The following is a 13921-nucleotide window of genomic DNA, read 5'->3' as shown; positions in this document are numbered from 1 at the left end:
GACCGAGCATGAGCGACCCCGAACTGCGCGACTACGCCAGCATCATCGATCAGGCCGACGATTACGTCGAGCCCGAGATCCTGCCTCTGCCGCTCGACGCGTGGCACCGGGCGCAGGGCGCGCGGATGGTCGAGTTCGCCGGCTACGAGATGCCGATCCAGTATGAGGGCATCATGGCCGAACACGCGTGGACGCGCGACTCGGCCGGGCTGTTCGACGTCAGCCACATGGGCCAGCTGGTCTTCTCCGGCGAGGGCGTCGCGCACGCGCTCGAAACCGTCTTGCCGGGCGACATCGCCGGGCTTGGCGAGGGCAAGATGCGCTACTCGCTGCTGCTCGCACAGGACGGCGGCATCCTCGACGACCTGATGGCCACGCGCCTCCCCGACGACCAGCCGTCGCCATTCTCCGCGCAGGACGTCGAGCCCGAGGCGTACGACCCGCTCCACCCGTCGCCGACCGCCAGCGGCAGCTTCTACGTCGTCGTCAATGGCGCGACCAAGTACGACGATATCAGCTACCTGATCGAGCATCTGCCCGACGACGTCACGATCAACATCCTCGAAGACCAGGCGCTGCTCGCGGTACAGGGTCCGAAGGCGGTTGAAGCAGTCGCGCGGATCGTCCCCGGCGTCGACGGCCTCGTGTTCATGACCGCCGGTGCGTTCCACTGGAACGACGTGCCGCTCTGGATCAGCCGCTCGGGCTACACCGGCGAAGATGGCGTCGAGATTTCGCTCCCCGCCGAGCACGCCGTTGCGTTCGCCGACGCGCTGCTCGCGCTCGCAGAGATCAAGCCGATCGGCCTCGGCGCGCGCGACTCGTTGCGTCTCGAAGCCGGCCTGCCGCTCTACGGTCACGACCTTGACCCCGAGATCACGCCGGTCATGGCCGACCTCGGTTTCGCGCTGTCGAAGCGCCGCCGCGAAGCCGCCGATTTCCCCGGTGCCGAGCGTATCCTCACCCAGCGCGAGCACGGCCCCGCCACCAAGCGTGTCGGCCTGATCGTCGAGGGCCGCCAGCCCGCGCGCGAAGGCGCCGAGGTGATCGACGACACCGGCGCGACGATCGGCCGCCTCACCAGCGGCGGCTTCGCGCCAACGCTCGGGAAGCCGATCGCGATGGCCTATGTGCCGCTCGCGCTCGCCGCCCCCGGCACCCGCATCGAAATCGCGCAACGCGGCAAGGTCCACACCGCCACCGTCACCGCGATGCCCTTCATTCCCCACCGCTACGTCCGCGCAGGAGCCAAGTGATATGAGCCGTTACTTCACGCAGGATCATGAATGGGTCGATGTCGACGGTGACGTCGGCACCGTCGGTATTTCCGAATACGCGCAAAGCCAGCTCGGCGACGTCGTGTTCGTCGACGTCCCAGAAGCCGGCAAGACCTTGTCGAAGGGCGACGAAGCCGCGGTCGTGGAGTCGGTCAAGGCCGCGTCCGACGTGTATTCCCCGGTCTCGGGCACCGTCACCGAGGGCAACGCGGCTTTGACCGACGACTCCAGCCTGGTGAACTCGGATGCCGAAGCGGCGGGCTGGTTCTTCAAGCTGACGCTCAGCGACCCGAGTGAACTCGACAGCCTGATGGACGAAGCCGCCTACGCAGCCTTCGTCGAAGGGCTCTGAACTAACTCGCTCTGACGTAATCCGTCATCCCAGCGAAAGCTGGGACCTCCCGCCGCGGGGCCGACACCAGCGTCTACCCCGCGGTATGAGACCCCAGCTTTCGCTGGGGTGACGGTCTTTTGGAAAGACCGCCATGCGCTACCTTCCCCTGACCCAGCCCGACCGCGCGGAAATGCTCGCCGTCATCGGTGCCGCGACCATCGACGACCTCTTCGTCGACGTCCCCGAAGCCGCCCGCCTCGACGGCCCGGTCCGCGACCTGCCGATGCACGCCTCTGAAATGGCGGTCGAACGCCACATGTCCGCGCTCGCCAAGAAGAACCTCACCGCGGGCGAAGCGCCGTTCTTCCTCGGCTGCGGCGCCTACAAGCATCACGTTCCCGCCAGCGTCGACCACCTGATCCAGCGCGGCGAGTTCCTCACCGCCTACACGCCCTACCAGCCGGAAATTGCGCAGGGCACGCTGCAGATGCTGTTCGAGTTCCAGACGCAGGTCGCGCGGCTGCTCGGTACCGACGTCGCCAACGCCTCGATGTACGACGGCTCGACCGCGTGCTGGGAAGCGATCGTGATGGCGCGTCGCATCACCAAGCGGGGCAGGGCGATCCTGTCGTCGGGCCTCCACCCGCATTACGTCTCGGTCGCCAACACGATGGCCAAGTTCACCGGCGACGTGCTCGACACGACCGCCCCCGAACTGGTCGCCGACATGGACCTCGACCAGCTGATTGCGAAGATCGACGACGACACCTCGTGCGTCGTCGTCCAGTATCCCGACATCCTCGGCCGCATCGCCGACCTGCGCCCGCTCGCGGATGCGTGCCACGCGAAGAAGGCGCTGCTGATCGCGGTCGTCACCGAGCCGGTCGCCTTGGGCGCGATTACGTCGCCCGGCGAGATGGACGCGGACATCGTCGTCGGCGAAGGCCAGTCGCTCGGCGTCGGCCTCCAGTTCGGCGGACCCTATGTCGGCCTGTTCGGCTGCAAGGACAAATACGTCCGCCAGATGCCCGGCCGCCTCTGTGGCGAGACCGTCGACGCCGACGGCCGCCGAGGCTTCGTCCTCACGCTGTCGACCCGCGAGCAGCACATCCGCCGCGAGAAGGCGACGTCGAACATCTGCACCAACTCGGGCCTCTGCGCGCTGGCCTTCTCGATCCACATGACTCTGCTCGGTGAAGCGGGTCTGCGACGCCTTGCGGGGGTGAACCATGCAGGCGCGGTTCATGCCGCGCGTAGACTGGCGAAGGTGCCGGGTGTCGAATTGCTCAACACGTTGTTCTTCAACGAATTCACGCTGAAGCTCCCCGTCGAAGCCCGCCCGGTCGTTCGCACGCTGGCCGACCGCGGCATCCTAGCGGGCGTCTCGCTGGGCCGGTTGTATCCCGGCAATGACGACCTCGCTAACGGACTGGTCGTTGCGGTGACCGAGACGACCACGGCGGAGGACGTCGAAACGCTTGCGTCCGCACTCGAGGAGATACTGGCATGAGCATCAACCAGAGCGGCTGGCGCCCTACGGCTCCCGAGGCGAGCACCGGCGGCGTTCCCGCAAGCGTCACCGGCAACAAGGCGCTGATGCTGGAAGAAGCGCTGATCTTCGAGATCGGCGATGCGAAGACGACGGGCGTCGACTTCGGCGAAGGCGACGTCGCACACGACATGCTCGGTGACCTCACGCGCAAGGCGCCGATCGGCCTCCCCGGTCTCTCCGAGCCCGAAACCGTCCGTCACTACACCCGCCTCTCGCGGCAGAACTACGGCATCGACCTCGGCTTCTTCCCGCTCGGCTCGTGCACGATGAAGCACAACCCGCGCCTCAACGAGAAGATGGCGCGGCTGCCCGGGTTCTCCGACGTCCACCCGCTCCAGCCGGTCGACACGGTGCAGGGCGCACTCGAAGTCATCCACCAACTCGCGCATTGGCTCGTCACGCTCACCGGCATGACCTCGGTCGCGATGAGCCCGAAGGCGGGCGCGCACGGCGAACTCTGCGGCATCCTGGCGATCCGCGCCGCACTCGAAGCCAAGGGCGAAGGCGCGCGGAAGATCATCCTCGTCCCCGAGAGCGCGCACGGCACCAACCCCGCCACCGCAGCGTTCGCCGGCTATAGCGTCGAGGACATCCCCGCCACCGCCGAAGGCCGCGTCGACACCGCCGCGCTGAAGGCCCGGCTTGGCCCCGACGTCGCCGGCGTGATGATCACCAACCCCAACACGTGCGGCCTGTTCGAGCGCGACATGCGCGAGATCTCCGACGCGGTGCACGCGGCGGGCGGCTTCGTCTATTGCGACGGCGCGAACTTCAACGCGATCGTCGGTCGCGTCCGCCCCGGCGATCTCGGCATCGACGCGATGCACATCAATTTGCACAAGACCTTCTCGACCCCGCACGGCGGCGGCGGCCCTGGCTCGGGTCCGGTGGTGTTCTCGGAGGCTTTGACTCCCTACGCACCGCTCCCGTTCGTCGAGAACCAGGACGGCCAGTTCGTCCTCGTCGAGGAGGAAACCGCAGGCGAACATCACGCCGGCAGCTTCGGCCGCATGGTCGCGTTCCACGGCCAGATGGGCATGTTCACGCGCGCACTGACCTACATCCTCAGCCACGGCGCGGACGGCCTGCGCCAGGTGTCCGAGGATGCGGTGCTTAATGCGAACTACATCCTCCGCAGCCTCGACGACACGCTCGACGCGCCGTTCGGCCCCTCGGGTCCGTGCATGCACGAGGCGCTATTCTCGGACTCGGGTCTCGCTGCCGGTTTCTCGACGATCGACATCGCGAAGGGCCTGATCGACGAGGGCTTCCACCCGATGACGATGTATTTCCCGCTCGTCGTCCACGGCGCGATGCTGGTCGAACCGACCGAGACCGAATCGAAGGCGGCACTGGACCAGTTCATCGCCGCGCTCCGCTCGGTCGCCGAACGCGCCAAGGCCGGCGATCCGAGCCTCAAGACCGCGCCGCATTTCGCCCCCGCGCGCGCCTCGACGAGACGCTCGCGGCACGCAAGCCGGTGCTGGTCTGGAAGGACCCGGCCCCGCTGGCGCAAGCCGCCGAGTAACGATACGCTCCCCGTCTAGCTCGGGATCACCGGGCAGGGCGGGGGGCTATCAATGCAGGCGCACGAAGCACAAGGCTGGATCAGCTACGCGATCACGGCCGTCATCATCGGCATCGTCTTCGCGGTCCGCTGGCGCCGCATGAGCGTGGTGAAGCCGCTCAAGCTCGAGCGCCTCTGGGTTTTCCCTGCGGTCTACGCTGCCGTCGCGCTCTACATGTTCGTGATGTACCCGCCGCAGGGCCTCGCCTGGCTGTTCTGCGCGCTAGCCTTGATCATGGGCGCCGCACTCGGCTGGCAACGCGGCAAGCTCATGCGGATCACGATCGACCCCGACAGCCACGCGCTCAACACGACCTCCTCGCCGGCCGCTGTCTTCTTCCTGATCGCGATCGTCGCCGTCCGCACCGGCGCGCGCGCCATTATCGGCGACGGCCACGCGCTGCACCTCAACGCCTTCGCGATCACCGACATGCTGGTCGCGCTCGCGCTCGGCCTGTTCACCACCCAGCGCGTCGAGATGTACCTGCGCGCCAAGCGGATGCTGGAAACTGCCCGGGTTCGCTAGCCCCACCCATCCACGAGCCCCACCCGTCATCCCAGCGAAAGCTGGGATCTTTCGCGGCTTGGGAGCGACATTCCTCAGAGAGATCCCAGCTTTCGCTGGGATGACGGTGGGGAGGAGTGAAGGTCACGCAACCGGACCGACGACGGAATCGAGCCGCAACTCACACGTGACGAACCCCCGCACACCCGCTATCCGCACCCCATGATAAAGCGCGCACTCCCCGTCACCCGTGAGGCGGATTTCTCCGCCTGGTACCAGGCCGTCATCTCCGAGGCCGATCTCGCCGAGGAATCCGGCGTCCGCGGCTGCATGGTCATCCGGCCCTGGGGCTACGGCATCTGGGAGCGCATCCAGCGCCTGCTCGACGACCGGATCAAGGCGACCGGTCACGAGAATTGCTATTTCCCGCTCTTCATCCCGCTCTCGTATTTCGAGAAGGAGGCCGAGCACGTCGACGGGTTCGCCAAGGAAATGGCCGTGGTCACGCACCACCGGCTCAAGGCCGACGGCTATGGCCGGCTGATCCCCGATCCCGACGCCAAGCTCGAGGAGCCGCTGGTCGTCCGCCCGACCTCCGAGATGGTCATCGGCGCCGCGTTCGCGCGCTGGGTCCAGTCGTGGCGCGACCTGCCCGTGTTGATCAACCAATGGGCGAACGTCGTCCGCTGGGAGATGCGCACGCGCATGTTCCTGCGCACCAGCGAGTTCCTCTGGCAGGAGGGCCACACCGCGCACGCCACTCCGCAAGAAGCGCGCGACGAGACGCTCAAGATGCTCGAAGTCTATCGCGATTTCGCGGAGGAATGCCTCGGCGTCCACGTCATCGCTGGCGAAAAGCCCGAGAATGAGCGCTTCCCCGGCGCGGTCGCGACCTATTCGATCGAGGCGATGATGCAGGACGGCAAGGCGCTGCAAGCCGGTACCTCGCATTTCCTCGGCACCAACTTCGCCTCGGCGCAGAACATCCGCTTCCAGAATGCCGGCGGCGAGTTCGAGCTGTGCAACACGACCAGCTGGGGCGTGTCGACGCGGATGATCGGCGCGGTCATCATGGTCCACGGCGACGACGACGGCCTGCGCGTGCCGCCGATGATCGCGCCATGGCAGGTCGTGATCGTCCCCATGTTGCGCGACGTGCCCGAGGACGCGGCGATCGTCGAGTATTGCAAGTCGCTCCAGGCCGAGATCGCCAAGCAGTCCGCGCTCGGCGAACCGGTCCGCGCGCTGCTCGACCTCAAGCCCGCCAAGGCCGCGACCAAGCGCTGGGGCTGGGTCAAGAAGGGCGCACCGATCGTGATCGAGGTCGGCGGCCGTGATGTCGCCGGCGGCAACGTCACCGTGATCCGCCGCGACCGCCTCTACCGCGAGGACGGCAAGCTCGACAGCAACGCCGTCGCGCGGACCGAGTTCGTGAGCGAAGTCTCGGGCATGCTGCACGACGTTCAAGCGACGCTCCATGTCGAGTCGATGAATCGCGTGAAGGGCAACATCGTCCCCGCCGATGACTTCGCCGCGGTCGAAGCGCATTTCGCCGACGGTATGAAGAACCCTGGCTGGGTCGATGTTCGCTGGTCGAAGCCGACCGGGCCTGCGCTCGACAAGGTGGTCGAGCGGTTGAAGGCGCTCAAGCTCACCATCCGCAACGCGCCGATGGGGCAGACCGGCTGCGACGACGGCGCGTGCATCTTCACCGGCGAACCCGCGGTGGAGCGCATCCTGATCGGCCGCGCTTACTAAGCGCGCCGATCGGCTGCGGTCGGCGTCACGTCGAGGGCTTGCTCGAAGTCGGGGGCGGGGTGCCAAACGACCCGGATACCCAGTGCGGCGGACCAACCGAAACGGACCGGTCTGTCGGCTGCGTCGCGGTTCCCTGTGTGGTATCGTCGCATCGTCTTTGAACGGTGCGACCTTAGGGGGCAGGCATGGGCGTGACGGGGATCGGCGGCTTCTTCTTCCGGGCGAAGGACCCGGAGGCGATACGAGCTTGGTATGTCGAGCATCTCGGCGTCGGATCGGTGCCCTCTGGTCCGTGGGAGACGCAGGCAGGGCCAAGCGTCTTTGCGCCGTTCGCGGTCGACGCCGAATATTTTCCCGTGGATCGCCCCTGGATGCTCAACCTGCGCCTCGACGACCTCGACGGCATGTTGGTGACCCTCCGTGCGGCCGGGATCGCGGTGATCACCGATCCCGAATGGGACATGCCCGGCTTCGGCCGCTTCGCCCGCATCCATGACCCGGAAGGCAACCCGATCGAACTCTGGCAACCCGACGATCCTTCATAAGGAAGCCGCGTTCGGCTTCGGTCGGATGAGCGGCGGTGCCGCCAGCCGATCGGTTGAGAATGTGGCGACTCCAAGTACGCGGCGTTCGACCCGCTCGGGAGTGGGCCACTCACCGTGCCGCCATTGATCTGCTGTCTGGTCTTTAGGATGATTGTCGCACGCGCTGCGTTATTGCGGCGGCCCGGGACGGATCGACATTCGACCATCCACCGTTGCGCGCGTGCTACAGCGGTTGGCTCTCCGACCGGTGCCCATGTTTCCCCGCGAAGGCGGGGATCCAGACTGGGCTCCCGCCTTCGCGGGAGAACAAAGAGGAGAAGCGTAACGAACGCGTTGGGCAGCGCGTGCAGGTCCGATCGCGACAGTACCGACAAATTCCGAGCGCCGCCGTTCCGCAAAACCAGATTTTCTCGCCTCCGCGACACCTGGATGCCGACCCAAGCCGGCCCGAGCGAAGCCTAAGGGCCCGCCATGACGAGAACAGATCAGACGGCACACGCTGAAACCCGGCTATCCGCGCCCTCGCGCACCGATCTCCGGGTGGTCAAAACAATTCCCCCTGCGGCCCCCGCGGCGCCCGGAACAGGTCGTTGCGGAGCGCGATCCGCTCCTGATTCAGCCCGTGCTTCGCGCACGCGATCCGGAACCGCGTTCCCAGCAGGTCCGCCCACGGCCCTTGCCCCTTCATCCGCGTGAAGAAATTCGGGTCGTTGTCCTTGCCGCCACGCAGCGACGCGATCGTCGCCATCACCTTCCCCGCGCGATCAGGGAAATGTTCGTCGAGCCACGCGCGGAACAGCGGTGCGACTTCATGCGGCAATCGCACGGGAATGAAGAACGCCCGGCTTGCTCCTGCTTCCGCCGCCCGCGCGACGAGGTGTTCGATCTCATGGTCCGTAATCGCCGGGATGACCGGCGCGATCGACACGTACACAGGCACGCCCGCATCGGCGAGCTTGCGCACCGCGGCCAAGCGTCGCTCGGGATGCGGCGCGCGCGGTTCGACGGTCGACACGATCTTCGGATCGAGCGAGGTGATCGACATCGCCACCGCCGCCAACCCCTTCGCCGCCATTGGTGCGAGCAGGTCGAGATCGCGCACCACGCGGTCGGACTTGGTCGTGATCGTGAGGGGATGATCGGTTTCCGCCAGCACCTCGATGATGCCGCGCGTGATCCGCCAGTCGGTCTCGATCGGCTGGTACGGATCGGTGTTCGTCCCCAATGCCATCGGCGCACAGACATAGCCCGGCTTCGACAGTTCGGCGCGCAACAGCGTCGCCGCCGAAGGCTTGGCGAACAGCTTGCTCTCGAAATCCAGCCCCGGCGACAAATCGTGGAACGCATGGCTTGGCCGCGCGAAACAATAGATGCAGCCGTGCTCGCAGCCCCGATACGGATTGATCGAGCGGTCGAACGGTACGTCGGGCGAGGCATTGCGGCTGATGATCGTCCGCGGTGTCTCGACCGTCACCGTCGTGCGCAGTTTCGGCGCGATCCCGTCGATCCCCTCGCGCATGTCGAGCCAGTCGCCGTCCGCCTCGGTCTGCGGCAGATTGAACCGGCGGCTTTCGTCATTGCGCGTCGCACCGCGAACCGGACGGACCTGTTTCATCGCACGATGATACGCTCGACTACGGAACATATAAAGAACATAATGTTTCGGTCTAAAAAATGCTCGAACGGCTGAGTTAATCTGCATCTACCTGAAATTGATCGCTTTTCACCAAGTGCGACGACACGCGAATCAATACTCGCGGGCGGTCGCGATCCGGCGTAGGGCAAAGCGATGACGGGACAGATGACCACGGTGGAACGCGCATTCGAACTGGCACGCTCGGGCGAGTGCGAGTCGGTCAATGCGCTACGGCAACGCTTGCGCCGCGAGGGGTACGACGCGGTGCATCTCCATCTTCATGGCTCGTCGATCAACAAGCAGCTTGTCGATCTCATCCATGCGGCGAGGGGCGGGTCCGCGCTGGCGTAGTGACGGGCGTCACGCCTTGAACAGCGAGCGGGCCTTCAGCACCGATGTTGCGCCGCTCGCGTCGGTCACCGCGTAGGTGAAGCCCGGCAGCAGACAGTAAGCCCCGACATTCCCTTTCGTATCGAGTGCCAGGAAGCCGACCTGGATGCCGCGGATCGCCGCGCCGCGCAGCGTTGCGATATGACGAACGACCTCTTCGCACGCCTGCTGCGGCGTTGCGCCCGCGCGCATCGAGGCCACGACCCGCGCCGATCCCGCCACGCGCGTGACTTCCTCGCCAAGACCGGTCGAGGTCGCGCCGCCGACGCCCGCCTCGACGTACAATCCCGAGCCGACCTGCGGAGAATCGCCGACCCGGCCGCGCATCTTGAACGCCATGCCCGACGTGGTGCATGCGCCGGCCATCCGTCCGTCGACCGTGCGTGCAAGCAGACCGATCGTGTCATGGTCGAGCGCGCCACCGGGCGTACGGGTAATGCGGTTTTCGCTATTGGCCTCAGGTTGGTATTTCGAGGTCTTGAGCCACTCGCGCCACGCCTTTTCGGACTCGGGCGTGAGCAGCGACTGTTGCGGGAAGCCCTGATCGCGCGCGAACCGCGTCGCGCCTTCGCCGACCAATAGCGTGTGCGGGGTCCGCTCCATCACCCGGCGCGCGACCGAGATCGCGTGCACGGTGTCCTCGAGCGCGGCGACCGCGCCGACGCCGCCGGCATCGTCCATGATGACCGCATCGAGCGTGACGTGGCCATCGCGGTCGGGATAGCCTGAATAGCCGACGCTGTGGTTGTTCGGGTCCGCCTCGGGCACCATCGCTCCCGCCTCGACCGCATCGAGCAACGATCCGCCGGCGCGCATCTTGGCGAATGCCGCGTCGTTGGCGGCGGCCCCGAAGTCCCAGGTCGAGAGGATGACCGCACCCGATCCGCTGCGAATGCGGGGCGAACCCCTTGGTCGCGCGTGTCCGGTCGCGACGCGGCGCGCGCGAAAGGCGCGGCGAGATTGATCGCGCCAAGGCCGCCCAGCGCCGCCAGCAATGACCGTCTCGTATTCATCGTTCGTCCCCCCGGGCACCAATCGCGGGATGCTATCGCAGACCATATCGGCTGACCAGTCACCATGCTGCTTTGCAACATTATTTCTTCGATGTCCTAGATCGGTATTGTTTAGGCATTGACGAAAACTCTCTTTGACCAAACCTGTCATCGGGGCCGGTGAACGCGTCGTGACGCAGCCGGAGTTAAAAGGGGAACATGATGATATTGGATCAGTCCGTGTCGCGGATCGCTCTCGCAGCGTCGATCTTTCTCGCGGCCATGCCGGCCGCGGCGCAGGTCAGTCCCGCCGATGCGGTGAGCCCGGCGCAGGCTGCGGCAACGACGCCGGCGGAGGCGAAGGTCCAGGCCGACGCCGATACCGCGCTCGCCACGCAAGAGACCGCCCGTCCCGCCGCGGTGGCGGACGACACCGTCGTCGTCACCGGGTCGCGGATCCGCCGTCCCAACATGACGTCGGCGGCGCCGATCACCACGGTCACCGCGCAGGATATCCGCGCGCAGGCCGCGATCACCGTCGAGGACGTGCTCAATCGACTGCCGCAGGTGTCGCCCGACAGCCAGCAGACCTATCAGGATTCGGACGGCCGCCAGCGGATCAAGCTGCGCAGCCTCGGTTTCGAACGCACGCTCGTGCTGGTCGACGGCAAGCGGCTCGGCACGCAGAACGGCCAGGACGTCGGCATCATCCCGCCCTCGCTGCTCGAACGCGTCGACGTGCTGACCGGCGGCGCATCGTCGGTCTATGGCTCGGACGCGGTCGCCGGCGTCGTCAACTTCATCCTCAAAAAGGACTTCGAGGGTATCCAGCTCGACGGCAATTACAGCTTCTACAATCACGACAACAAGGACACGATCGTCTCGCCGCTGGCCCGCGCGAACGCATTCGGCAGCCCGCGCGGGCTCGCCAACGACGGCGGCCGTTCGGACGTCACGCTGACCGCGGGGTCGAAGCTGTTCGACGGTGCGCTGCGTTTCTCGGGCTTCGTCAATTACCGCCAGGCCAACGACGTTCCCTATGATGCGCGGTCGACATCCGCCTGCCAGCTCGTCCAGACCGGCAAGGACGGCCCACTGTCGTGCTCGCTGTCGACCTATTCGCCGAGCGGCTATGTCTCGCCGCGCAGTGGCGCGAACAGCGGCGTCGGCTATGTCAACGATCCCGCCGGCACGCAGACGTTCGTGCCCTACGGCGCCGGCGCGGGGAACGCCGCCAATCCGTATGACGGCTATTCCTATCAGCGCCAGTTCGAGCGGTATACCGCCGGCGGTTTCGTCAGCGCACGGATCACGCCCGAAATCGAGCTGTACGGTTCGGGAATCTGGTTCCGCGACAAGTCGATCAATCCCTACCCGACGCGCATCTACAGCTACACCGCCTATGGCGATGCGCCGTACCAGGTGAACTGCAACAACCCGTATCTGTCGGCGTCGCAGGCCAGTACGATCTGCGGCGCGCAGGCGGGCACGTCCGCGACGGCACCGCTCGATGTGCGTTATCGCTTCAACGACCTGCCGTTTGCACCCGACACGTATCTGAACACCGCGATCCGCGCGACCGCGGGCGTACGCGGCACCGTCGGTAAGGCGTGGACCTATGACGTCGGCGGCGTCTTCTCGCGCAATCAGCAGGATATCACGTTCGGCAATTTCGCCGATTACGACCGGGTCAATCGCTCGCTCAACGTCGTCAACGTCAACGGTACGCCGACCTGCGCCTCGAAGGTATCGGGCGTCGATCCCGCCTGCGTTCCGTTCGACGCGTTCAGCGCCGGAACGCTCGGCGCACCACTCGCCGAGTATCTGTTCACCGGCCGCAGCGGCACGTCGAAGGGCGTCGCCAAGCTATGGGACGTCGTCTCGTCGGTCACCGGCGATCTCGGCAAATACGGCGTCACCTCGCCCTTCGCGAACGACGGCGTAGCGATCGCGCTCGGCGCCGAATACCGCAAGGACAGCTATGCTTCGTCCGCCGATGCGATCTACCGCGAGCAGAATGGCGGCACCGACTTCAATCTCAGCCAGGACGTCTGGGAATCGAACATCGAGGTTCAGGCGCCGCTGGTCCAGGAGCGTCGCTTCGCGCATCTGCTGCAGGCGACTGGAGGTTTCCGCGTCTCGAAATACAGCAGCAACCCGAGCGTCTTCAACACTTGGAAGCTGGAGGGCGTCTATGCGCCGATCAGCGACCTGACCTTCCGCGCCTCGTTCAACAAGGCGCAGCGCGCACCGACGGTGTTCGAGATCCGCCAGGCGACGAACATCGATTACAGCCGCCAGGGTGGATCGCAGAACGACTTCTGCGCACCGGTCGCGCGGCAGGTGGCGGATCCGAACAATCCGGGCCGCACGATCACCAGCACCACGCCGCTCGCCTCGCGCGAGGTGTGCGCCGCGACCGGACTGTCCGACGCACTGTACGGCAGCGCCACGCTGCTGTGCCCGAACGACCAGTGCACGGTGCGCTCGGGTGGCTTCACCGCGGATCCCGAGACCGCCTACACGCAGACCTATGGCCTGGTCGTGAAACCGAGCTTCCTCAAGGGGCTGGTCTTCTCGGTCGATCGCTACCGGATCAAGATCAACAACTCGCTCGGCTATAACGACGACAGCTATTACACCGATGGCTGCCTGCGCTCGGGCGGCGACCAGTTCTTCTGCTCGGGGATCGTCCGCCAGCCGGGCACCGGCATCCTCTACGCCGCCGCCGCGAGCAACCCGACCAGCGGCTTCATCCGCGCAGGCACGACCAATTACTATTTCTCGATCGCCCGCGGCTGGGACTTTCAGAGCCAGTACACGGTCGGCCTTGGCGGTGCGGGCAAGCTCGATCTGAACTTCAACGGATCGCTGACGACGTTCGCGGGCGGCCAGGATTCACCGCTTCAGCCCAAGCGCAACTGTGCGGGCTATTACGGCAATGGTTGCAGCCAGCTGCTGCCGAAATGGTCGCACGGTCTGCGGACGACCTACACGACGGGCGACGGGATCTTCAGCACGTCGTTCAACTGGCGCTATGTCGGTTCGCTGACGCATGCCGACAATTCGGGTGACGAGGCGATCGGCGGCACTGCGGCCCGCGCGCGGACGACCTTCTACCATATCGCGCCGGTCAGCTATTTCGATCTGGCGATGACGTTCGCGATCTCGAGGGACTTCTCGCTCCGGTTCGTCGCCAACAACCTGCTCGACAAGACGCCGCCGATCCTGGCGAATTCATACGACATCAGCCTCGCGCGCAGCAACACCATCCCCGCGCGCTACGACTCGCTCGGCCGTAACCTGGCGGTAGGCGCCACCGTCCGGTTCTGACCGCTCGGATGAACGACTGCCCTCCGAAACCC

General features: G+C 66.1%; 10 protein-coding genes and 1 pseudogene. 9 read left to right on the top strand and 2 right to left on the bottom strand.

Going from position 1 to position 13921, the window contains the following annotated elements; all coding sequences use genetic code 11:
• The first annotated feature begins 8 nt into the window (after positions 1–8).
• The 7 genes and pseudogenes from gcvT to QP164_RS10835 all read left to right on the top strand — a co-directional run bounded on the left by gcvT (position 9) and on the right by QP164_RS10835 (position 7538).
• Positions 9–1256, top strand: a complete 1248-nt coding sequence (gene gcvT / locus QP164_RS10865; protein WP_333923127.1) for a glycine cleavage system aminomethyltransferase GcvT — start codon at positions 9–11, stop codon at positions 1254–1256.
• A 1-nt stretch (position 1257) separates the two neighbouring features.
• Positions 1258–1629: a glycine cleavage system protein GcvH gene (gene gcvH, locus QP164_RS10860; protein WP_132735659.1), complete on the top strand. Its 372-nt coding sequence runs from the start codon at positions 1258–1260 to the stop codon at positions 1627–1629.
• A gap of 133 nt (positions 1630–1762) precedes the next feature.
• Entirely contained in the window at positions 1763–3121 is a 1359-nt protein-coding gene (gcvPA, locus tag QP164_RS10855; protein WP_333923126.1) for an aminomethyl-transferring glycine dehydrogenase subunit GcvPA, read from the top strand.
• Positions 3118–4691: pseudogene (gcvPB, locus tag QP164_RS10850) on the top strand (aminomethyl-transferring glycine dehydrogenase subunit GcvPB). Before gcvPA ends, gcvPB begins: the two are co-directional and overlap by 4 nt.
• A gap of 52 nt (positions 4692–4743) precedes the next feature.
• Complete coding sequence (locus QP164_RS10845; protein WP_333923125.1) at positions 4744–5256, top strand: CcdC protein domain-containing protein; 513 nt, start codon at positions 4744–4746, stop codon at positions 5254–5256.
• A gap of 201 nt (positions 5257–5457) precedes the next feature.
• Positions 5458–6993, top strand: a complete 1536-nt coding sequence (locus tag QP164_RS10840; protein WP_333923124.1) for an aminoacyl--tRNA ligase-related protein — start codon at positions 5458–5460, stop codon at positions 6991–6993.
• A gap of 185 nt (positions 6994–7178) precedes the next feature.
• On the top strand, positions 7179–7538 hold the full coding sequence (locus QP164_RS10835) for a VOC family protein (RefSeq protein WP_333923123.1): 360 nt from the start codon (positions 7179–7181) through the stop codon (positions 7536–7538).
• Positions 7539–8082: 544 nt separating this feature from the next.
• Here QP164_RS10835 and QP164_RS10830 read toward each other — a convergent pair.
• Positions 8083–9153, bottom strand: a complete 1071-nt coding sequence (locus QP164_RS10830; RefSeq protein ID WP_333923122.1) for a PA0069 family radical SAM protein — start codon at positions 9151–9153, stop codon at positions 8083–8085.
• A 174-nt stretch (positions 9154–9327) separates the two neighbouring features.
• Between QP164_RS10830 and QP164_RS10825 the strand changes: the two genes are divergently transcribed.
• On the top strand, positions 9328–9525 hold the full coding sequence (locus QP164_RS10825; protein WP_132735639.1) for a hypothetical protein: 198 nt from the start codon (positions 9328–9330) through the stop codon (positions 9523–9525).
• Between the two features lie 9 nt (positions 9526–9534).
• Here the strand turns inward: QP164_RS10825 and QP164_RS10820 are convergent, their stop codons facing one another.
• Positions 9535–10596, bottom strand: a complete 1062-nt coding sequence (locus tag QP164_RS10820; protein WP_443027434.1) for a N(4)-(beta-N-acetylglucosaminyl)-L-asparaginase — start codon at positions 10594–10596, stop codon at positions 9535–9537.
• Between the two features lie 200 nt (positions 10597–10796).
• On the opposite strand from QP164_RS10820, the gene QP164_RS10815 reads away from it, so the two are divergent.
• Entirely contained in the window at positions 10797–13889 is a 3093-nt protein-coding gene (locus QP164_RS10815; RefSeq protein ID WP_333923121.1) for a TonB-dependent receptor domain-containing protein, read from the top strand.
• The last annotated feature ends 32 nt before the right edge of the window (positions 13890–13921 follow it).

This window comes from Sphingomonas sp. LR59 (assembly GCF_036855945.1).
Taxonomy (GTDB): domain Bacteria; phylum Pseudomonadota; class Alphaproteobacteria; order Sphingomonadales; family Sphingomonadaceae; genus Sphingomonas.
The sequence above is the reverse complement of the archived record's forward strand: the minus strand, read 5'-3'. Positions and strand labels throughout refer to the sequence as shown.

Bases quoted from the DNA above. Each gene is read 5' to 3' on its own strand.
- QP164_RS10845 (WP_333923125.1), top strand. From the start codon at position 4,744: ATGCAGGCGCACGAAGCACAAGGCTGGATCAGCTACGCGATCACGGCC.
- gcvPA (WP_333923126.1), top strand. From the start codon at position 1,763: ATGCGCTACCTTCCCCTGACCCAGCCCGACCGCGCGGAAATGCTCGCC.
- QP164_RS10830 (WP_333923122.1), bottom strand. From the start codon at position 9,153: ATGAAACAGGTCCGTCCGGTTCGCGGTGCGACGCGCAATGACGAAAGC.
- gcvH (WP_132735659.1), top strand. From the start codon at position 1,258: ATGAGCCGTTACTTCACGCAGGATCATGAATGGGTCGATGTCGACGGT.
- QP164_RS10840 (WP_333923124.1), top strand. From the start codon at position 5,458: ATGATAAAGCGCGCACTCCCCGTCACCCGTGAGGCGGATTTCTCCGCC.
- QP164_RS10825 (WP_132735639.1), top strand. From the start codon at position 9,328: ATGACGGGACAGATGACCACGGTGGAACGCGCATTCGAACTGGCACGC.
- QP164_RS10835 (WP_333923123.1), top strand. From the start codon at position 7,179: ATGGGCGTGACGGGGATCGGCGGCTTCTTCTTCCGGGCGAAGGACCCG.
- gcvT (WP_333923127.1), top strand. From the start codon at position 9: ATGAGCGACCCCGAACTGCGCGACTACGCCAGCATCATCGATCAGGCC.